A 20097-nucleotide genomic window follows, 5' to 3' on the forward strand; every position below is an offset into this window, starting at 1 on the left:
TGTCGGTACGCGAGGTCAGGCTTTCGGCGGGTGCCGGCTTCATCGTCGCCATCTGCGGTGAGATCATGACCATGCCCGGCCTGCCCAGGGCACCCTCGTCGGAAAAGATCTTCCTCAACGAACAGGGCCAGATCGAAGGCCTGTTCTAGGCTCTTCGGGGATTTGCCATGAACAGCTTCGGCCGCCGCGACATCGCGGCGGCCGATTTCGTTTGCGGGGCTCAGAAGATCGCGTTCACCGGCAGTCCCAGCGCCATGGCGCCGGCATAAAGCGCCTGCGGGCCGGCCTGGAGCGGGTGGAAACGTGCGCCCTGCATGTCGCGGAAGCGGCGTTCGAGCCCCTTTTCGCGGTAGAAGGACGTACCACCAGCAAGCTCCATCGCAAGATCAACGACCTCGAGCCCATGACGCGCGACCAGCGAACGGCCCATCATCACGTCGTTGACGCTTTCGGCCGAGGGCGTGTTGCGCTCGACCGTCTCGACCATCGAACGGTGTGCCAGCTGCGCGGCACGCAAGGCCGTGTCCATCCGTCCGGCGAGGTTGAGCACGCCCTCGCTTTCAGGCTTCTTCTTCGCGATCTCGATGGCGATGTCGCGCGCGCTTTCGGCGACGCCGAGATAGACGGCGTAGATCAGCGGGAAGGCAAGGGTTGCGATGATCTGGAAGACGGGGTGCCATAACCGCGGCTGCCGAGAGAAGCTGACTGCGGTATCGGGCACGAAAAGCCCGTCGATGACGACGTCGTTGGAGCCGGTGCCGCGCATGCCAAGCGTGCGCCAATTGTCCATGACGCTGACTTCCGGCGCCCGCATCGGCATGCCGAAATGGATGACATGCTCCTTGCCGTCGTCGCTTTGGTGGATGGCTCCCGTCATCAGGATGTCGCCCGCGACAGCGCCCGAGGTGAAGACCTTGCGCGCGGTGATGCGGTAGCCGCCATCGACCTTTTCGGCCTTGCCCGAACCGCCGATCCAGTCGGACCCGCCGCTGGACAAAAGGATCAGGTTTTCGGCAGCGACCCGCTTCAGCAGCGGCTCGACGGCAGCGACATTCTGATGCCGCCAGCGCCAGGCGGGTATCGCCACCTGATGCGTGTGCATGGCAAAGGCGAGTGCGGTCGAGCCGCAGGCCCGCGCCATGATACGCAGCATTTCGCAAAGTTCGGCGGTTTCAGCACCACCGCCGCCGATTTCAAGCGGAACGGCCGCCTTGGCGAGGCCGGCCTCTTTCAAAAGCACGTAGTTTTCAGCAACGAAGCGATCGCTTTCATCGAATTTCCGGGCCCGTTCGGCGAGAGCGGGCGCCAGGTCATGCGCGGCCGCTATGACGTCGGCCGGCATGACGCCTGTCACGTCGGCAGTTGCCAGCGCAGCGTTTTCAAGACTTCTCATCAAGTCGTCTCCTGGTTGACCGGCAGGTCGGGCGCAAACATCCTCCCAGGAAGCGCTGCGGTCCAGTTCAGGAAGTGAACCGGTGCGCAAAAGCAGCTTTTGCGCTATAAGAGCACAGTCCCAGCTGGTGATGCAGATGAGCGATCGCGGCGGATACAGCCAGTTTTGCCCTGTTTCGATGGCGTCCGAGGTGCTTTGCACGCGCTGGACGACGCTTGTCGTGCGCGAAATGCTGATGGGTTCGAGCCGTTTCAACGACTTGCGGCGCGGCGTGCCGAGAATGTCGCCGGCATTGCTGTCCAAGCGGCTGAAGGAACTGGAGCGCGCCGGCGTGGTGATCGCAGACCGGGGCGCCTCAGGCAGCGTCGAATATCACCTCACCGAAGCCGGTGAGGATCTGCGCCCGATCATCCTCGGCCTTGGCGACTGGGGCCATCGCTGGGTCGAATCCCAGCTAACCCTTAGAAATCTCGACCCTTCCCTGCTGATGTGGGACATGCGCAGGAACCTCAATCCGCAGCCGCTGCCACCAAGGCGCTGCACGATTCACTTTCTGTACCCCGAATTGCCGCAGGCTCAGCAGAACTGGTGGCTGGTGGTCGATGACGGCGCGGTTGACCTGTGCAATTCCGATCCGGGCTTCGATGTCGACCTCAGGGTCATGGGCTCCTTGCGCAGCATGACTTCGGTGTGGATGGGCCTGAGCGGCCTGCGCCAGGAAATCGATTCCGGGCAATTGGAACTCGATGGCGACGACAAGATCGCACGCGCGATGCAGGCCTGGCTCGGCCTCAGCACCTTCGCATCCATCGCGCGACGCGTGCCCTAATTCGAGGCTCCCGCCCAGGCTCGGTACTCGTTCATCAGCGGCTCGAGCTCTTCCATTTCAGGGAATTCGTGGAAGCTTCTGACCGCGCCCGTTTCGGCAAACGGCATCCTCGTCTTGGTGAAGGTTTCCATGAACGGCCGGAACCAGGCCGTTTGCTCCAGCATCGTCGGCCGCACGTTGACGAACCAGTCGACGCCCGCGATGCGCGTGAACATCCACGTCTTGCAGTGGTCGCAGAAATGGTGGTGCAGGTCCGCCCCATGCAACCCGCCAATGACAGTCTCGCCCTTGGTCACGGAAAAGCCGTCTGCCGGCACCATCGCCGTCAGGGAATAGGCCGAAGACGACATCTTCTTGCAGCCCGGGCAATGACAGGCAGCGGTGCAGATTGGCGGCTTGGACACCTCGATCTCAACCTGGCCGCAGCGGCACGCGCCTTTGAGCGGAAGCGGAATGGACGACATTGCTGGCTCCTTGTCTGACACGCCGCGATCATGCGATCCCGGCGCGTCGACGCATAGGGCCAAGACTAAATATCGACAAGGCGTGAAGGCCAGAAGCCGGCCGGTTGGGGGGGCGGCCCTCCCCTACGGGGAGAGCCAAGTTCGTCCGATGGCGTCAGGCAACGACCAATTCGCGTGCCCTGAGCAGCTCGACGCAGGCATGGGCCGCTTCCTTGCCCTTGACCTTGAAGTGGTCGAAGAAGAAGCGGTGATGCTCGGCGCTGTCGTGATAATTATGCGGTGTCAGCACCGCCGACAGAACCGGCACGCCTGACGAAAGCTGCACGTTCATCATGCCGTCGAGCACCGCCTGCGCCACGAATTCATGGCGGTAGATGCCACCATTGACGACGAAGGCAGCGCCGAGGATCGCGGCATAACGACCGGTCTCGGCAAGTGTCTTGGCAAATAGCGGGATTTCGTAGGCGCCAGGCACGTCGAAGATGTCGACAGCGATGCGGCCGCCGCCCAGCGTCTCGATGTCGGCGACGAAGGCGTTGACGCATTGGTCGACGATGTCGGCATGCCAGCGTGCACGGATCACGGCAACGCGGCGGGTAGAAAAGTCTTTCGGGGATTGCTGATTCATGGGTCCATCCTTCCGTTTCGAACCAGAATCAGGACGCACGAGACGGAATCCCGGCAGCTCGCGCCACCGCTTTCCCGTTCGTTCTCTTCCATCCGGACTATGACCGTCGGCTCCGGAGTTACACCGGATCTGCTGACCCTCCCGTTGCCGGGAAGCGCTCGCGGGCTTGGATCCGAGGACCCTTACCGCCGGTGGGGACTTTCACCCCGCCCTGAGAACATTAACACCTTCGATATGGCGGTGGCGAAGCGGCCTGTCAATCACAGGAATAATAGTTTCCGCTATCTGGCAATCGGCCGGGCCGGGTTGCCGACCACGGTTGCATTGGCCGGCACATCTTTCGTGACCACCGAACCCGCGCCGACTATGGCGTTGTCGCCAATGGTGATGCCACCGAGCAGGATGGCACCGCCGCCGATCCAGACATTTTCGCCAATGATCACCGGCCGGCCGATCTCAAGGCCGGCGCGCCGTTCGGCAGCACCCTTGTGATGCTCCGGGCAGTAGATCTGCACATTGGGTCCGAGCATCGCCGCTTTGCCGATGCGCACCGGCGCGGTGTCGAGAATGGTGCAGCCGGCATTGATGAACACGCCCTCGCCGAGATGAATGTTGAAGCCATAGGCACAGTGGAACGGCGCTTCGATGCGAGCGCCATCACCTGCCGATCCGAGCAATGCCCTGATGTTGGGAGCCATGTCGCCGCGCTCAGCCGGCGAAAGCGCGCGGTGCTCGAACACGGCATCGGCCGCCACCGCACGCATGGCGTCGAGTTCCGAGTCGACGCAATTGTACCACTCGCCCGCCGCCATCTTTTCGCGTTCGCTCGAAGCCATGACCCGATCCTCTATGTTGGCTTAAAGCCAAATCACAAAACAGGACATGCTGCAAAGGTCGGAGAGCCAGACACTGGCCAAACAGGCTGGCTGTGCTAGCCTGACGATCTGGCGGCGAGCCGGCGACTGGCGGACCACAAGAGCACTTTCGGACCAGCTTCATCCAAGGGGGACAACGGATGATCTACCTGCTCGCGCTTCTCATCGGACTTGTTGCTGGCTTGAGAGCCATGACAGCACCCGCGGCGGTTGCCTGGGGCGCGTATCTCGGCTGGCTGCCGCTCGCGGGCACCTGGGCCAGTTTCATGGGCCACTGGATAACGGTCGCGATCTTCACGGCACTGGCGCTCGTCGAACTCGTCACCGATCAATTGCCGTCGACGCCAAGCCGCAAGGTGCCGCAGCAGTTCGGCGCCCGCATCCTCATGGGTGCCTTCTGCGGCGCGATCCTCGGCACCGCCGGCGGCGCGATGATCGGCGGGCTGGCTGCCGGCGTGATCGGCGCGATCCTCGGCACGCTTGGAGGCGCTGAAGTGCGGGGCCAACTCGCGGCTGCCTTTGGCAAGGACCTGCCGGCTGCGCTCATCGAGGACGTGGTCGCCATCCTTGGCGCGCTGCTGATCGTGAGCGCTGTGACATGACGGCGGCTAAAAAATTCGACGCCATCATCATCGGTGCCGGACAGGCCGGACCGCCCCTGGCCGGGCGGCTGACGGCGGCGGGGCTGACGGTGGCGCTGATCGAGCGCAAGCTGGTCGGCGGCACATGCGTCAACACCGGCTGCAAGCCGACAAAGACAATGGTGGCAAGTGCTTATGCCGCCCACCTCGCCCGCACCGGCGCCGACTATGGCGTCATGTCGGGTGGGCCCATCACCGTCGACATGAAGATTGTGAAGGCGCGCAAGGACAAGGTGACCATCGACTCCCGAAGCAGCCTCGAAAGCTGGATCGCCGGTATGAAGGGCTGCACGCTCTATCGCGGCCACGCCCGTTTCGAGGGACCGCACCAGGTGCGGGTCGGCGACGAGGTGCTGTATGGCGAACGCATTTTCCTCAATGTTGGCGGTCGCGCCAACATCCCCGACATGCCGGGCGTCAACGACATCGACTATCTGACCAACACCTCGATGATGGAGGTCGATTTCCTGCCCAAACATCTCGTCGTCGTCGGCGGCAGCTATATCGGGCTCGAATTCGCCCAGATGTTCCGCCGCTTCGGCTCAAAGGTGACGGTCGTGGAAAAAGGCCCACGGCTGGTCTCGCGCGAGGACGAAGACGTGTCCGAGGCGGTGAAGGGCATTTTGGAGAATGAGGGCATTGGGCTCAGGCTGAACGCCGAATGCATCAGCTTCGCCCCTCACTCCGACGGCGTGCAGGTGGGCGTCGATTGCACCAGCGGCGACCGCGCGGTCGTTGGCTCACATGTGCTTTTGGCCATCGGCCGCAAGCCCAACACCGACGACCTCGATCTCGACAAGGCCGGCGTCGAACTGGACAAGCGCGGTTATGTCGTGGTCGACGATCAGCTCAGGACCAGCGTGCCGCATATCTGGGCGATGGGCGACTGCAACGGCAAGGGCGCCTTCACACACACCTCCTACAACGACTTCGAAATCGTTGCCGCAAACCTGCTCGACAATGACAAGCGCAAGGTTTCCGACCGCATCGAGGCCTATGCTCTCTACATCGACCCGCCGCTCGGCCGCGCCGGCATGACGGAGACTGCGGCACGCAAATCGGGCCGCAAGGTGCTGGCGGGCGAACGTCCGATGACGAGAGTGGGACGCGCCGTCGAGAAAGGCGAGACCCAGGGCTTCATGAAGATACTTGTCGACGCCGACACCAGGGAGATCCTCGGTGCAGCTGTGCTCGGCACCGGCGGCGATGAGGCAATCCACGCCGTGCTTGACCTGATGTATGCCAAGGCGCCGATCGAAACGCTGCAGCGCGCCGTGCATATCCATCCAACGGTGTCGGAACTTTTGCCGACAATCGCCATCGAGCTGAAACCGCTGGCATAGGATCGCCCATCCCGATGGCGCCGGGATGGGTCTGTTTGCTTGCGAGGCTACTCGAAGGCTGCCCTCGCCTTGGCCTCGAGCCATTCGGCCATCTGGCGGTACGGCACTGGACCATAGCTGATGCGGCCGACGCCAAGCTCAGCCAGCCTGGCTTTCGCAGGTACATAGGCAAACGCCATGATGTTGACCGGCAGCTCCACCTCCCTGCACAGCCGACCGATCAGCGCCTCGCTGCCGAGACCGGGTGCGAAGAACCCATGCGCACCGGCCTTGGCATAGGCCCGGGCGCGCTCGACGGCGTCGTCGAGATGCTTGTCGGTATGGGTGTCAGGCTTGTTCTTGAGGAAGATGTCGGTGCGGGCGTTGATAAAGGCTGGAATGCCCGACGCCTTGACCGCAGCAGCAGCTGCTGCCACGCGTTCGGCCTGAAATGCGATATCGTGCAGCCCCTCGCCGCCAACGACCTGATCTTCGAAGTTGAAGCCGATGGCGCCAGCCTCGATGGCCCGCGCCACCGTCTTTGCGACCTTTTCGGGTTCGACGCCATAACCGCTTTCAATATCCATGGTGACTGGAAGTTCGACGGTGGCGACGATGCGGCGGATGTTGTCGAGAGCAACATCAAACGGGATCTTTTCCCCATCCGCAAAGCCGAAGGCTGCGGCCACCGGCCAGCTTCCCGTAGCGATGGCCTTGGCGCCGGCCTTGGCGATGATCGCCGCACTGCCGGGATCCCAGGCGTTGTACAGCACCACCGGATTGCCCTTCACATGCAGGGCGTGGAAGGCTTTCGCCTTTTCGATCTGGCTGGTCATGAGCTTGTCCTCGTGGATGGGAAATAGGCAAGCAGCCTAGCAGCGCTTCGCCGGTTCACCATGGCGCACAGTGCGATTTCAGAGCAGCCAGCAACTCTGCGCCCTCACTCCCCGTCGGGATCGGCCGCCAGCAGGCGTTCTTCGAGCCGCGCCAGCAGTCCGACAGCGGCCGTCACTTCGACAGCATCCTCGTCGGCCAGAAGCTCGGTGCGCAAACGCTCGAGGATGCGCTCGATTTCATCGACACGGGCGCGGCCGGCATCGGTCAAGGACAGTATCTTGGCCCGCCGGTCGCCTGGATCGCCAGTGCGGATGATAAGGCCGTCGGCAACGAGCAGATCGACGATCCTCACCAATGACGGCCCCTCGAAACCGAGGTGATCGGCGATCAGGCCCTGGCGGATATTGTCGCCAAGTCGCGACAGCGCGACGAGCGGCATGGCGGTGGCGTGCGACAGGCCGCAATCGTCGAGCGCGCGATCAGCTGCACGCCGCCACAGCCGCGCGACGGACAGCAGGCTCTTTCCGAAATTCGCTTGAACGACGGCCCTATTGGACATTCGGGAAAGATAACATACTATCTATTAGGATGCGATCAGATTCTTGGAACGTGCATCGTGCCGCCGAAGGTCGAATTCCGACGTTCGGGCCGATGCCTAGGCCGCCAAGGGCGGCGCCGGTTCTGTGCGGACGTAGGGCGAGGAGACGCCCGCAGAGCACCGGCATGACGGTCGCAACTGCCGACGTCCACAAGGGCGGCGGTGACATGTTCAATCTTCGCAGGTAATCAAAATGGCAGCACAACGGACAAGCGGAGGCAGCGGCGGCTGGCTCCTGGTTCTATTTGGCCTGCTCATGGTCATCATCGGCGCGCCGCTCGTTTACGGCGGCGTCCAGCTGATTGGCCTGGGCGGCTCCTGGTATTACGCACTCGCCGGCCTCGGCGTCATCGTCTCCGGCATTCTTTACGCGATGCGCCGCAAGTCGGGTCTTTGGCTCTATGCCATCGTTTTCCTGGCGACCGTCGCATGGGCCCTGTGGGAATCCGGCTTTGAGTTTTGGCCGCTCGTGCCGCGCCTCGTGGCACCCACGGTCATTGCGATCCCTGCGCTGCTTTTGGCGCCGCTGTTTGGCTCGGGCAAGCGTACGCCGTTCGCGCTCGCTGGCCTTTTGGTGGCGGCACTTGCTGCTACCGGCATCTATGCCTTCACGCCACATGGCGTGACGCGCAACGAATTTGCCAAGGCTGACCCCGCGCCTTCGGTCCCTCCAGCCGCTGCAAGCGCCACCGATTGGCGCTACTACGGCCGCACACCGTCGGGCACGCGTTATGCACCGATCGACCAGATCAACACTGCCAACGTCGACAAGCTCGAGGTCGCCTGGACGTTCCGTTCCGGCGACACGCCGCAAGGTTCCGGCCAGGACCAGAGCACGCCACTCTTTGTCGACGACACGCTCTACACCTGCTCGCCGACCAACATCGTGCATGCGCTGAACCCCGATACGGGCGAGGTGAAGTGGAAGTTCGACGCCAAGGCCAAATCGCCGCTATGGCAGCGCTGCCGCGGTGTCAGCTACTACGAGCCGGGTCCGGCTCCGGTTCAGGCTGAAGCTGCGGCTGACGCTGCAGCAACCGCAGCCGTGCCGGCGGCTCCCGCCGATGGCGCAGCCGCACCTGTCGCCCCGGTTGTCGCAACTTCGAACGCCTGTGCTGCTCGCATCGTCATGACCACCATCGACGCGCGCCTGATCCAGCTCGACGCCAAGACCGGCGAGCTGTGCCAGGATTTCGGCGATGGCGGCATCGTCGATCTCAAGCAGGGCATGGGCGAGATCAAGGACGGCTTCTACTTCCAGACCTCCGCCCCCACCGTCATGCGCGACCTGATCATGGTCGGCGGCTGGGTGTGGGACAACGTCGAAACGGGCGAGCCTTCGGGTGCCGTCCGTGCCTTCTCGGCCCGCACCGGCGAACTGGTCTGGGCCTGGGATCTCGGCAATCCCGCGATCACCAAACTGCCGCCGGAAGGCGAAAGCTACACGCGCGGCACGCCAAACGTCTGGTCGACGCCGGCCTATGACGACGCGCTCGGCCTCGTCTATCTGCCGACCGGCAACGCGACACCTGACTTCTGGGGCGCGCATCGCAGCAAGGCGGCCGAGGAATACAGCGCTTCGGTCGTGGCTCTGGACATGGAAACCGGCAAGGAACGGTGGAAATTCCAGACCGTGCATCACGACATCTGGGACTATGACGTTCCTGCGCAGCCGGCACTCTATGACGTGCCGGACGGCAAGGGCGGCAACACCCCTGCCCTGATCCAGCTGACCAAACGCGGCCAGATCTTCATGCTCGACCGCCGCGACGGCAAGCCGATCGCCGAGGTCGAGGAAAAGGCCGTGCCGCAAGGTGCCATGGAAGGCGACTTCACTGCACCAACCCAACCCTACTCGGTCGGCATGCCTTCGATCGGCACCGAGCCGCTCAGCGAGGTCAAGATGTGGGGTGCCACACCCTATGACCAGCTCTACTGCCGCATCGAGTTCAAGAAGCTGCGTTACGATGGCGAGTTCACCCCGCCGAGGACCGACCGCAGCCTGCTCTATCCGGGCTACTATGGTGGCATGAACTGGGGCAGTGCGGCGATCGACGAGGCGCGTGGCCTTTTGATCGTCAACGACATCCGCATGCCGCAGTTCGTCCAGCTCGTTCCCCGCGAAGAGGCCGACAACTATGGCGGCTCGGCGGCGCATGACGGCCTGTCTCAGCAGAAGGGCACGCCTTATGGCGCACTCAAGAACGGCTTCATGTCGCCGCTCGGCGTGCCGTGCCATGAGCCGCCTTACGGTACCATCAGTGCGGTCGACCTGAAATCGCGCACGCTCGTCTGGCAGGTGCCGGCCGGCACGCTGCAGGATACAGGCCCGATGGGCATGAAGACCGGACTGCAGATTCCGATCGGCATGCCGACGCTGGGTGGGCCAATGGCGACATCGGGCGGCGTCGTCTTCTACGCCGGCACGCAGGACTATTATCTGCGCGCGCTCGACGTGGAAACCGGCCAGGAACTGTGGAAGGGCCGCCTGCCCGTGGGCGCCCAGTCAACGCCGATGACCTTCGTTTCACACGAAAGCGGAACGCAGTATGTGGTGATTTCCGCCGGCGGTGCGCGCCAGTCGCCCGACCGCGGCGACTACGTCGTCGCCTACAAGCTGCCCAAGCAGAACTGAGTTCTGCTCAGGAAGATCGGACGGGGCGCCTTAGGGCGCCCCTTTCTTTTGAAGGCGGCTCAGGCGGCGGAAACACGCCTTATCGGCAAGCGCCAGCCAAGCCTGACGCCCAGCGTTGCCACCGCGATCAGCGCCATGCCCACGCCTTGAGCCATGCCGATTGGATGGTCGTAGATCGCCCAGTCGATGATGATGGCAACGACCGGATAGATGAAGGTGAGCACGCCGATGACCGGCGTCGACAGGCGCGGATAGGCCGAAAACATCATCACATAGGCAATGCCGGTGTGCAGCACGCCGATGCCGACGAGCCAGCCCCATGACGCCAAGGAGACATCGCCGGAGATGTTGGCGAAGGGCGCCAGCATGACGACGCCGACCACAGTCTGGCACAGCACGGTGATCTCCGGCCGCTGCTCGCCGAGCCCCTTGGCGAGGATCGTCACCACCGCGTAGAGGAATGCCCCGCCGATCGCCATGGCGATGCCGACTGCCCAGGCTGACGTGACCGGGGTGGCGGAGACGACAAGGCCGCTCGCCAGCACCACACCGATGAAAGCCGCGGCCATCCAGACAATTTGGTCGGCGGTGATGCGCTCCTTGAGGAACAGCACGCCGATCAGCACGACGAAAAACGGCTGGATGTGGTAGACGATGGTCATCACGGCGATCGAGGTCTTGGCGAAACCAGCGAAGAACGCCGTCCAGCTCAGCACCATGCAGACGCCGCAAAGCGCAGCGCGCGCGAGCCGGGCTTTCGAAAGGCCGCGATCCGGCAGATAGCCGCGCAGCAGGCACCAGGCCCCGAGAAACAGCGCGCCGAAGACGCAACGCCAGAACACTGTCGTGATCGGGTCGAGCCCAGCTTCGGTGACAAACGCACCGACGGTGCCGGCGATCGCCATGGCAACGGCAAGGCTCAAGGCGGGAAAGCGGGGCGCGTCGGTCATGCAAATATTCCGGGATGCTGCGGTGCCCCAGCAAGCCAGCATTGACTGCTTCATTCAAACGAATAGATTTGGCAAACCCTATTCGAAATGCTGATACCTACATGGCCATGCCGCTCGATCTCGACCTGCTCAGAACCTTTGTCGCGGTTGCCGACAGCGGCAGCTTCTCCCATGCCGCATCGCGCGTCGGGCGCAGCCAGTCGGCCATCAGCATGCAGATGCAGCGGCTGGAGCAAAGCGTCGGTAAACAGCTGCTGGTCCGCGGTTCGCGGGCGGTGACCACCAACGCGATCGGCGAAGAACTGCTGGCCTATGCGCGCAGGCTCTTGAAACTCTCCGACGAGGCATGGGCCAGCGTCACCCGGCCCGAAGAAGCCGGAAGCGTGCGCCTTGGCGTGCCGGACGACTATGCGGCGTTCCTTTTGCCGCCTGTGCTGTCGCGCTTTGCCGCCGCCCACCCGTTGGTGAATGTTGAACTGATCTGCGAGCAGTCGACCTCGCTTGTGAAGACCTTCGCCGACGGCAAGCTCGATCTCGCCATCATCACGCGCGGCCCGGAGCAGGCAATCGAAGTGCTGCAGCGCGAACGCCTTGTCTGGGTCGCCTCGCCCAACCATGTCGCCTGGGAGATCGATCCCCTGCCCGTGGCGCTGTTCGAACCCGGCTGCGTGGCGCGCCGCAGTGTGCTGCAGGTGCTGGGTGCGGCCGACAGGTCGTTCCGCAGCACCTATTCCAGCGCCAGCCTGCTCGGCCTCATCGCCGTCGTGCAGGCGGGACTGGCGGTCGCCGGCCTCGCCCAGCGCAGCGTGCCGCCGTCGCTGCGCATCATTGGCGAAAACGAAGGGCTGCCGGCACTGCCGGAGATGGAAATCGGCATCCTGCGCAATCCCCAATCGGCCAATGCCGCAGTCGAACGGCTGTACGATTTTCTTCGCCGCGACCTGACACAGCAGTCCTGACCGGCTGCACTGCCGCATGACTGCCATGCAGCCAGCGCATCGCTGCATTGCAGCAACGTCGCTTGCGTGAGGCGTGCCGAAAGGAAAATGTAGATCTAAATCGTTTCAGCTCTCCTTCGAGTCCGCCCATGCCCTTGCCGATCTTCGCACTGGCCGTCGCATCCTTTTGCATCGGCACCACCGAATTCGTCATCATGGGGCTGTTGCCCGAGGTGGCAGCCGACCTGGGCGTGTCGATCCCGGCGGCGGGACTGCTTGTTACTGGCTATGCGCTTGGAGTCGTGATCGGGGCACCGATCATCGCCATCGGCACGGCGCGATTGCCGCGCAAGCCGGTGCTGATCGGGCTTGCGATGCTGTTCGTGCTCGGCAACCTGCTCTGCGCCATCGCCCCCACCTACTGGACGCTGATGGTGGCCCGCGTCATCACCGCCTTCGGCCACGGCGCCTTTTTCGGCATCGGCTCGGTGGTGGCAGCGAGCCTTGTGCCCAAGAACCAGCGCGCCAGCGCCATCGCCCTGATGTTCGCCGGACTGACGCTGGCCAACATTCTGGGCGTGCCCGGCGGCACCGCCCTTGGCGAAGCCTATGGCTGGCGCATGACCTTTTTCGCTGTCGTGGTCATCGGCCTGATCTCGGTCGCGGCAATCGCCTTTCTGGTGCCTGCAGGAGTTGCCCCTCCCGGCAAGGGTGGCATTGCGGGCGAGGTCAAGGTGCTGGGCAAACTGCAGGTGTGGCTGGCGATGATCATCTCCGCACTCGCCTCGGGCAGCCTGTTTGCCGTCTTCACCTACATCAAGCCGATCCTCACCGACGTCACCGGCGTCTCGGTCGATTCGGTGACCTGGATCCTGCTTTTGTTCGGCGGCGGCATGACCATCGGCAACATCATCGGCGGCAAGCTCGCAGACTGGAAGCTGATGCCGACGGCCCTAGGCGCGCTGATCATCATGGCTGCGATCCATGTCGCATTCGCTGCGGGTAGCACGAGCGCCCCACTGGCGATCCTGCTCATCTTCCTGTGGGGCGTCATCACTTTCGTCATCGTGCCGCCCATGCAGATGCGCGTCGTCGAAACGGCATCAGACGCGCCCAACCTTGCAGCGACGCTCAACCAGGGCGCTTTCAATGCCGGCAACGCCGCCGGCGCCTGGATTGGCGGTGCCGCCATTTCCTGGGGCGTGAGCTATGCCGACCTGCCGCTTGTCGGCGCGGCCATCGCGCTTTGCGCCTTTGGCGTGGCGCTGTTGTCCTTCACACTCGACAGGCGTGACGCAATCGAGCAAGCCGCATGACGCTTTAGCGATTGTCAGCACTTCGCTGCTGCTGTAGCCACGGCGGTGATGGTTCCTGATGCCTGACTCGGGCAACGGGATTAAATGGGAACACGGTGAGACGTCGCTCGACGCGAAACCGTGGCTGCCCCCGCAACTGTGAGCGGATAGCAATTCGGAGACATGCCACTGGCCGCAAGGCCGGGAAGGTTCCGAGGCGCGATCACCCGCAAGCCAGGAGACCTGCCATCATCCGATTAATTCAACCGGCCGGGGTGTGCCGTGGAGATGATGATGATGGCGATTGCCTATTCGATAGGTTTCGGTTCGCTGATCGGATCGTTCCCCCTGCTCCGTGCTTTCACGGAGAAAAGGCATGCTCGACCGTGTTCATGCGGCTAGCCGTCTCGTTGGCGACACTCCAGCCGAGCTTGAAATCGATGCCGTATGCTGGGGACCTCGTCCCTCGCACCAGATTCTCGCGCCCGTAAGCATCCGCATAGCACCGGGCGAACTTCTGGCGATCGTGGGACCGAACGGTGCGGGCAAATCGAGCCTGCTGCGCTGCCTCTATCGCTATCACCGTCCGACCGGTGGCACAGTCAGGCTCGACGGCACCGACATCTGGAAGATGAAGCCGCGCGACTGCGCCCGCCGCATCGCAACGGTATTGCAGGAACCGGCATCGGATTTCGGCCTGACGGTGGCCGAGATTGCCGAGCTTGGCCTGACGCCCCATGCGACAGGCATGCGGACGCGCGACGATGATTATGCGCAAGTCGAGGCCGCACTGGCGCTGCTCGGCCTGACCAAGCTTGCCGCGCGCGATTTCGGTTCGCTGTCCGGCGGCGAAAAGCAGCGCGTGATGATTGCGCGTGCGCTGGTGCAGCGGCCCGACCTTTTGATCCTCGACGAGCCAACCAACCATCTCGACATTCGCCACCAACTCGAAGTGCTCGAACTGCTGCGCACGCTCGGCTGCACGGTCATCGTGTCGCTGCACGACCTCGCACTTGCCTCGGCCCACGCCGACCGCGTGCTGGTGATGGATGGTGGCCAGGCCGTTGCCGCGGGCAGCCCTACCGACATCCTGACGCCCGAACGCATCCGCGAGAGCTTTTCGGTCGGAACCACGCTCGATAGCCATCCCGTCACCGGGCGGCCCCGCTTTTCCTTCCATCTCGAACGCTGAATCCAACAAACCACTCAAGGAGCCACCATGCGTCGAATTCCCCTTATCGCCGCCGCACTTCTCGCCGGCTGCGCCGCAGCTGCTGCAAGCGCCTTCCCGGCCACGGTCAAAAGCTGCAATCGCGACCTGACCTTCGAGGCAGCCCCCAAGCGCGCCGTCTCGCATGACGTCAACCTGACCGAGATGATGCTGGTGCTCGGCCTCGCCGACAACATGGCGGGCTATTCCGGCATTTCGGGCTGGAAGACGCTGGATGAGAACGTGCGCAAGGGCGTTGGAGAGTTGCCCGAACTCGCGCCGAAATACGTCACCAAGGAAGTGCTGCTCGGCGCCGACGCCGATCTGTTCTTCGCCGGCTGGAACTACGGCATGAAGGTCGGCGGCGACGTCACCCCCGACACGCTTTCCCCCTTCAAGATCCCGGTCTACGAGCTGACCGAAAGCTGCATCTTCATCATGAAGAAAGACAAGTCTTCGCTGCAGGACATGTACACCGACCTGCTCAATCTCGGCGCAATCTTTGGCGTGCGCGAGAAGGCGGAAGCGCTGGTGGCAGGCTATGAGAAGGAGCTCGCCGACTTCCAGGCAACGCTGCCCAAGCTGGAAAAGCCCGTCAGCGTGTTCCTCTACGATTCCGGCGAGCAGAAGCCCTTCACCGCTGGGCGCTATGCCATGCCTACGGCGATCATCGAGGCAGCCGGCGGCACCAACATCGTCGACGACGTCGAAGCGAGCTGGACCGAGATCGGCTGGGAGCCGGTGATCGAACGCAATCCCGACGTCATCGTCATCGTCAATTACGGCGAGGTCACCGCCGAGCAGAAGATCGCCTTCATGCGCTCGAACCCGGCGTTCAAGGACATTGTGGCGGTCAAGAACAACCGCTTCGTCGTGCTCGAATACATCGATGCAACGCCCGGCCCGCGCAACATCGCCGCAATCAAGCGGCTCGCTGCAGCCTTCAGGGCCAACTGAGCATGTCGCACCGCCATCTTGTCACCGGGCAGCGCCACGCCCTGATCCACGCCATGCCGGCCCTGGTCGCTGGGCTGGCGGTGCTGCTGCTCCTCACCATGGTCGTTGCCGTCGGCGTCGGCGCAGTGGCGATCCCGCTCGAAACGGTGTGGGGCGTCATTGCCAGCAAACTCGTGCCTGGCAGCGTCGAGGTCGCCTGGTCGAGCGGGCGCGAAAACATCGTCTGGGACGTGCGCGCGCCGAGGGTCCTCCTCGGCGCCGCTGTCGGCGCCTCGCTGGCGATTGTCGGTGCCGCACTGCAGTCGGTGACGCGCAACCCGCTGGCCGACCCGCATCTGCTCGGCGTCTCCTCCGGTGCCGCCTTTGGCGCGATATTGGCGCTGTTGCATGCCGGCATGGTCTTCGGTGCGATCACCGTGCCGCTGTTTGCCTTCATCGGCGCGCTCGCCGCCACCTTCATGGTGCTGGCGGTGGCCAATCTGGCCCGCGCCCAGTCGGCCGGCCAACTCGTCCTTGCCGGTGTCGCCGTCAGCTTCATCATCTCGGCCGCCGGCAACATGTTGATCTTCATCGGCGATGCACGCGCGGCCCATGTCGCCATCTTCTGGATGCTCGGCGGCCTCGGCCTCGCCGAATGGAAACAACTGCCCTATCCCCTCATCGCCCTGGCCGCTGGTGGAGCCTATCTGCTGACGCAGACCCGCAACCTCAACGCCATGACGCTCGGCGACGAGAGCGCAACAGCTCTTGGCATCCCGGCGCGGCGTTTCCGCCTCATCGTCTTTGTCGTCTGCGCACTGCTGACCGGCTGCGCGGTCGCCTATTCCGGCGTGATCGCCTTTGTCGGGCTGATGATCCCGCATGTCGTGCGCTTCGTCGTTGGCGGCGACTATCGCCGTGTCCTGCCGCTTTCAGCACTGGTCGGCGCCATTTTCCTCGTCGTCATCGACATGGCGGCGCGCACCGTAATGCCGCCGCAGGACATGCCGCTGGGCATCCTGACCGGGCTGATCGGCGGTGTCGCTTTTGTCGTGCTGATGCGGCGGCGCGTGGCTAGTTGAAGGGTACTTAGGAATGCGAAGCAACACGGCGCAAATCCAGTTGCGCCACCTCTTTTTCGCCGCTATGGATTTGCCATGAACACGACTTCGCTCCAGAACATTTGGTGGCGGGCCAGCTGACAGCGGCCTCTTGAAGCGCGTGCGCGTGAAAATTGTGATGGCCGCAACGGGAACTCCGGGCGGCCATTTGCTTTTTTCGAACCAGGCTCCGGAACCTCCCACGGCAAGAGATGGAGACGGGAATGACGTTGGAATTGCTTGAAAACGGTGCCGAGCGCTACGTGACCTCTGGTGGTGTCGCCATCACCCGGCAACGCCACGAAACCGCCTATGCCGGGGCGATCGAGACCTATCTCGACGGGCTGAACAGCCGCCGTGGCGCGGTGTTTTCCTCCAACTACGAATATCCCGGCCGCTACACGCGCTGGGACACCGCCATCATCGACCCGCCTGTGGTGATTTCGGCGCGCGGGCGCTCGATGAAGATCGAAGCGCTCAACGCGCGCGGCGAAGTGCTGCTGCCGGTCATCCACGCAGCCCTTGCACCGCTGACCGAACTGGCCATCGGCGAAACGACAAAGCGCCTGATCAAGCTCGAAGTGGCAAAACCTGGCCGCGTGTTCACCGAAGAGGAACGCTCGCGCGTGCCTTCGGTGTTTACCGTCCTGCGTGCCATCACGGCCTTGTTCAAGTCGGACCAAGACAGCAATCTCGGCCTTTACGGCACCTTCGGCTACGACCTCGCCTTCCAGTTCGATCCGGTCGAACACAAGCTCGAGCGCAAAGAGAGCCAGCGCGACCTGGTGCTGTTTTTGCCCGACGAGATCCTTGTCGTCGACCACTATTCGGCCAAGGCCTGGCACGACCGCTACGACTATTCGGGCGCCGGTTTTTCGACCGAAGGCATCGCCCGCGACAGCGTCGAGGAGCCGTTCAAGCCTTCCGACCGGATTCCGCCGCGCGCCGACCACGAGCCGGGCGAATATGCCCAGCTGGTGCGCCGCGCAATGGACAGCTTCAAGCGCGGCGACCTGTTTGAGGTCGTGCCCGGCCAGATGTTCTACGAGCGCTGCGAGACAGCGCCCTCGGAGATTTCGCGGCGGCTCAAGGCTATCAACCCCTCGCCCTATTCGTTCTTCATCAATCTCGGCGAAGGCGAATACCTCATCGGCGCGTCGCCCGAAATGTTCGTGCGCGTCAACGGCCGCCGCGTCGAGACCTGCCCGATCTCCGGCACCATCAAGCGCGGCGACGACGCCATCTCCGACAGCGAGCAGATATTGAAGCTGCTCAACTCGAAGAAGGACGAGTCGGAGCTGACCATGTGCTCAGACGTCGACCGCAACGACAAATCCCGCGTCTGCGAGCCCGGATCGGTGCGCGTCATCGGCCGCCGCCAGATCGAGATGTATTCGCGGCTGATCCACACCGTCGATCATATCGAGGGTCGCCTGCGCGAAGGCATGGACGCCTTCGACGCCTTCTTGAGCCACGCCTGGGCAGTGACCGTCACCGGCGCGCCGAAATTGTGGGCCATGCGCTTCATCGAGCAGAACGAAAAGAGCCCGCGCGCATGGTATGGCGGGGCGATCGGCATGGTGCATTTCAACGGCGACCTGAACACAGGCATGACCCTGCGCACCATCCGCATCCAGGACGGCATCGGCGAAGTGCGGGCAGGCGCCACGCTGCTCTACGATTCCGTTCCCGAAGAAGAAGAAGCCGAAACCGAACTGAAGGCCTCAGCCATGCTTTCCGCCATCCGCGACGCCAAGACCGGCAATGCCCCCGGCACCGAGCGCACCACCGCCCGCGTCGGCGAAGGGGTGAAGATCCTGCTCGTCGACCACGAGGATTCTTTCGTCCATACGCTCGCCAACTACTTCCGCCAGACCGGCGCCGATGTCTCGACCGTGCGCTCGCCGGTGCCCGAAGAGATCTTCGACCGGGTCAAGCCCGACCTTGTCGTGCTCTCGCCGGGACCCGGCACGCCAAAGGATTTCGACACCGCCGCGACCATCAAGAAGGCGCGGGCGCGCGACCTGCCGATCTTCGGCGTCTGCCTTGGCCTGCAGGCGCTGGCCGAAGCCTATGGCGGCGAACTGCGTCAGCTTGCGGTACCGATGCACGGCAAGCCCTCGCGTATCCGCATCTCCAAGCCGGGCATCATCTTCTCTGGCCTGCCCAAGGAAGTGACCGTCGGCCGCTACCACTCGATCTTCGCCGATCCGGTGCGCCTGCCCTCCGATTTCGTCGTCACCGCCGAGACAGAGGACGGCGTGATCATGGCGTTTGAACACAAGAAAGAGCCGATCGCAGCGGTGCAATTCCATCCCGAATCGATCATGACGCTCGGCCACGACGCGGGCATGCGCATGATCGAAAATGTGGTTGCGCACATGCCGCGCAAGGCCAAGGACAAGGCGGCCTAACAGGCCGCCCACATCGTCCGAGCCGACAGGAGCCAAAACGAGAAATGATGACGCAGACCCAAACGCAGGGCTCAGCCACGCGCAGCCAGCCGTCCTCGGCCAAGCGGCGCGTTGCCAAGATCGCCTTCTGGTCGATCATCGTCGGCTCGGCGGTGATGGGACTGAAATTCGTCGCCTGGTGGTTGACCGGCTCGGTCGCACTCTATTCGGACGCGCTGGAATCGATCGTCAACGTCGTCGCCGCGCTGGCCGCGTTCTGGGCAATCAAGATCAGCCACAAGCCGGCCGACCTCGACCACCAGCACGGGCACCACAAGGCTGAATATTTCTCGGCGGTGCTCGAAGGCGTGCTGATCATCGTTGCCGCCCTTCTGATCCTGTTCGAAGTCTGGCGCAGCTGGGGCGTGCCGATGAATGCCGACGAGCCATGGCTCGGCCTTGGCATCAACGGCTTCGCCGCCGTCATCAACGCGTTCTGGGCCGGCATGCTGATCCGCGTCGGACGCGCCGAACGCTCACCCGCCATGGTCGCCGACGGTCACCACATCATGACCGACGTGGTGACCTCCGCCGGCGTGCTGATCGGCCTTGTCGGGGCCATCGTCACCGGCTGGTCGATCCTCGACCCGGTGTTGGCGGTGATCGTGGCCCTCAACATCCTGTGGCAGGGCTGGCACGTCATCAGCGCGTCGATGGACGGGCTGATGGACCGCGCCGTCGAACTCGACGAGCATATGCGCATCCGCGACATCATCTCGGCCAACTCCAAGGGCGCGATCGAGGTGCACGACCTCAAGACCCGCATCGCCGGCCGCGCCACCTTCATCGAGTTCCATCTGGTCGTCGACGCCGACATGAGCGTCGGTGAAAGCCATGTCATCTGCGACCGCATCGAAGATGCGCTGCGGGAAGAAATCCCATCGGTTCGTGTCATCATCCATGTGGAACCGGATGACGAAGCCAAGCTGCCCAAGGGCACGGTCGCTGTGCCCTTCGCTTGAACTGACGGCGCTAAAGCGCCCTATTCGAGGG

General features: G+C 63.6%; 19 protein-coding genes and 2 riboswitches. Of the genes, 12 read left to right on the forward strand and 7 right to left on the reverse strand.

Annotated features, from left to right (window positions below):
* Positions 1-149: formate--tetrahydrofolate ligase (locus AC1DLV_RS19060; protein WP_476799832.1), on the forward strand; the 149-nt coding region annotated here is incomplete at its 5' end.
* Positions 150-220: 71 nt separating this feature from the next.
* Here the strand turns inward: AC1DLV_RS19060 and AC1DLV_RS19065 are convergent.
* Positions 221-1342: an acyl-CoA dehydrogenase family protein gene (locus tag AC1DLV_RS19065; protein ID WP_476801662.1), complete on the reverse strand. Its 1122-nt coding sequence runs from the start codon at positions 1340-1342 to the stop codon at positions 221-223.
* Between the two features lie 187 nt (positions 1343-1529).
* Between AC1DLV_RS19065 and AC1DLV_RS19070 the strand changes: the two genes are divergently transcribed.
* Positions 1530-2222, forward strand: a complete 693-nt coding sequence (locus AC1DLV_RS19070; RefSeq protein ID WP_476801497.1) for a winged helix-turn-helix transcriptional regulator — start codon at positions 1530-1532, stop codon at positions 2220-2222.
* Here the strand turns inward: AC1DLV_RS19070 and AC1DLV_RS19075 are convergent.
* From AC1DLV_RS19075 to AC1DLV_RS19085, 3 genes are all read right to left on the reverse strand, one after another.
* Positions 2219-2686 (reverse strand): GFA family protein, encoded by a 468-nt coding sequence (locus AC1DLV_RS19075; RefSeq protein ID WP_476801498.1) that lies wholly within the window; start codon positions 2684-2686, stop codon positions 2219-2221. The genes AC1DLV_RS19070 and AC1DLV_RS19075 overlap by 4 nt on opposite strands.
* A 154-nt stretch (positions 2687-2840) precedes the next feature.
* Positions 2841-3314, reverse strand: a complete 474-nt coding sequence (locus AC1DLV_RS19080) for a 6,7-dimethyl-8-ribityllumazine synthase (RefSeq protein ID WP_476801499.1) — start codon at positions 3312-3314, stop codon at positions 2841-2843.
* A gap of 76 nt (positions 3315-3390) precedes the next feature.
* Positions 3391-3537: riboswitch (FMN riboswitch) on the reverse strand.
* 58 nt (positions 3538-3595) lie between these two features.
* Entirely contained in the window at positions 3596-4150 is a 555-nt protein-coding gene (locus AC1DLV_RS19085; RefSeq protein WP_476801500.1) for a sugar O-acetyltransferase, read from the reverse strand.
* 179 nt (positions 4151-4329) lie between these two features.
* On the opposite strand from AC1DLV_RS19085, the gene AC1DLV_RS19090 reads away from it, so the two are divergent.
* On the forward strand, positions 4330-4791 hold the full coding sequence (locus AC1DLV_RS19090) for a DUF4126 domain-containing protein (protein ID WP_476801501.1): 462 nt from the start codon (positions 4330-4332) through the stop codon (positions 4789-4791).
* Entirely contained in the window at positions 4788-6173 is a 1386-nt protein-coding gene (locus tag AC1DLV_RS19095) for an FAD-containing oxidoreductase (RefSeq protein ID WP_476801502.1), read from the forward strand. The genes AC1DLV_RS19090 and AC1DLV_RS19095 overlap by 4 nt, the downstream gene beginning before the upstream one ends.
* Before the next feature lie 47 nt (positions 6174-6220).
* On the opposite strand, the gene AC1DLV_RS19100 is transcribed toward AC1DLV_RS19095, so the two are convergent.
* Together AC1DLV_RS19100 and AC1DLV_RS19105 are read right to left on the reverse strand one after the other, a co-directional pair.
* Positions 6221-6988, reverse strand: coding sequence for an isocitrate lyase/PEP mutase family protein (locus tag AC1DLV_RS19100; RefSeq protein WP_476801503.1), 768 nt, complete (start codon positions 6986-6988; stop codon positions 6221-6223).
* Between the two features lie 104 nt (positions 6989-7092).
* Positions 7093-7548, reverse strand: a complete 456-nt coding sequence (locus AC1DLV_RS19105) for a MarR family winged helix-turn-helix transcriptional regulator (protein ID WP_476801504.1) — start codon at positions 7546-7548, stop codon at positions 7093-7095.
* Positions 7549-7780: 232 nt separating this feature from the next.
* On the opposite strand from AC1DLV_RS19105, the gene AC1DLV_RS19110 reads away from it, so the two are divergent.
* The gene (locus tag AC1DLV_RS19110) at positions 7781-10222 is read left to right on the forward strand and encodes a membrane-bound PQQ-dependent dehydrogenase, glucose/quinate/shikimate family (RefSeq protein ID WP_476801505.1); all 2442 of its coding nucleotides are present in this window, start codon (positions 7781-7783) and stop codon (positions 10220-10222) included.
* Positions 10223-10281: 59 nt separating this feature from the next.
* Here the strand turns inward: AC1DLV_RS19110 and AC1DLV_RS19115 are convergent, their stop codons facing one another.
* Positions 10282-11172, reverse strand: coding sequence for a DMT family transporter (locus AC1DLV_RS19115; protein WP_476801506.1), 891 nt, complete (start codon positions 11170-11172; stop codon positions 10282-10284).
* A gap of 101 nt (positions 11173-11273) precedes the next feature.
* Between AC1DLV_RS19115 and AC1DLV_RS19120 the strand changes: the two genes are divergently transcribed.
* The 7 genes from AC1DLV_RS19120 to AC1DLV_RS19150 all read left to right on the forward strand — a co-directional run bounded on the left by AC1DLV_RS19120 (position 11274) and on the right by AC1DLV_RS19150 (position 20066).
* Positions 11274-12131 (forward strand): LysR substrate-binding domain-containing protein, encoded by an 858-nt coding sequence (locus AC1DLV_RS19120; protein WP_476801507.1) that lies wholly within the window; start codon positions 11274-11276, stop codon positions 12129-12131.
* 128 nt (positions 12132-12259) lie between these two features.
* Positions 12260-13426, forward strand: a complete 1167-nt coding sequence (locus AC1DLV_RS19125; protein ID WP_476801508.1) for an MFS transporter — start codon at positions 12260-12262, stop codon at positions 13424-13426.
* Positions 13427-13458: 32 nt separating this feature from the next.
* Positions 13459-13670, forward strand: a riboswitch (cobalamin riboswitch).
* A gap of 111 nt (positions 13671-13781) precedes the next feature.
* The gene (locus AC1DLV_RS19130; RefSeq protein ID WP_476801509.1) at positions 13782-14597 is read left to right on the forward strand and encodes an ABC transporter ATP-binding protein; all 816 of its coding nucleotides are present in this window, start codon (positions 13782-13784) and stop codon (positions 14595-14597) included.
* Between the two features lie 27 nt (positions 14598-14624).
* Complete coding sequence (locus tag AC1DLV_RS19135; protein ID WP_476801510.1) at positions 14625-15572, forward strand: ABC transporter substrate-binding protein; 948 nt, start codon at positions 14625-14627, stop codon at positions 15570-15572.
* A gap of 53 nt (positions 15573-15625) precedes the next feature.
* Complete coding sequence (locus tag AC1DLV_RS19140; protein WP_476801663.1) at positions 15626-16633, forward strand: FecCD family ABC transporter permease; 1008 nt, start codon at positions 15626-15628, stop codon at positions 16631-16633.
* A 242-nt stretch (positions 16634-16875) separates the two neighbouring features.
* The gene (locus AC1DLV_RS19145; RefSeq protein WP_476801511.1) at positions 16876-19065 is read left to right on the forward strand and encodes an anthranilate synthase; all 2190 of its coding nucleotides are present in this window, start codon (positions 16876-16878) and stop codon (positions 19063-19065) included.
* A 47-nt stretch (positions 19066-19112) separates the two neighbouring features.
* The gene (locus AC1DLV_RS19150; RefSeq protein WP_476801512.1) at positions 19113-20066 is read left to right on the forward strand and encodes a cation diffusion facilitator family transporter; all 954 of its coding nucleotides are present in this window, start codon (positions 19113-19115) and stop codon (positions 20064-20066) included.
* Positions 20067-20097: the final 31 nt, after the last annotated feature.

The organism is Aminobacter sp. 01T433 (genome assembly GCF_056398585.1).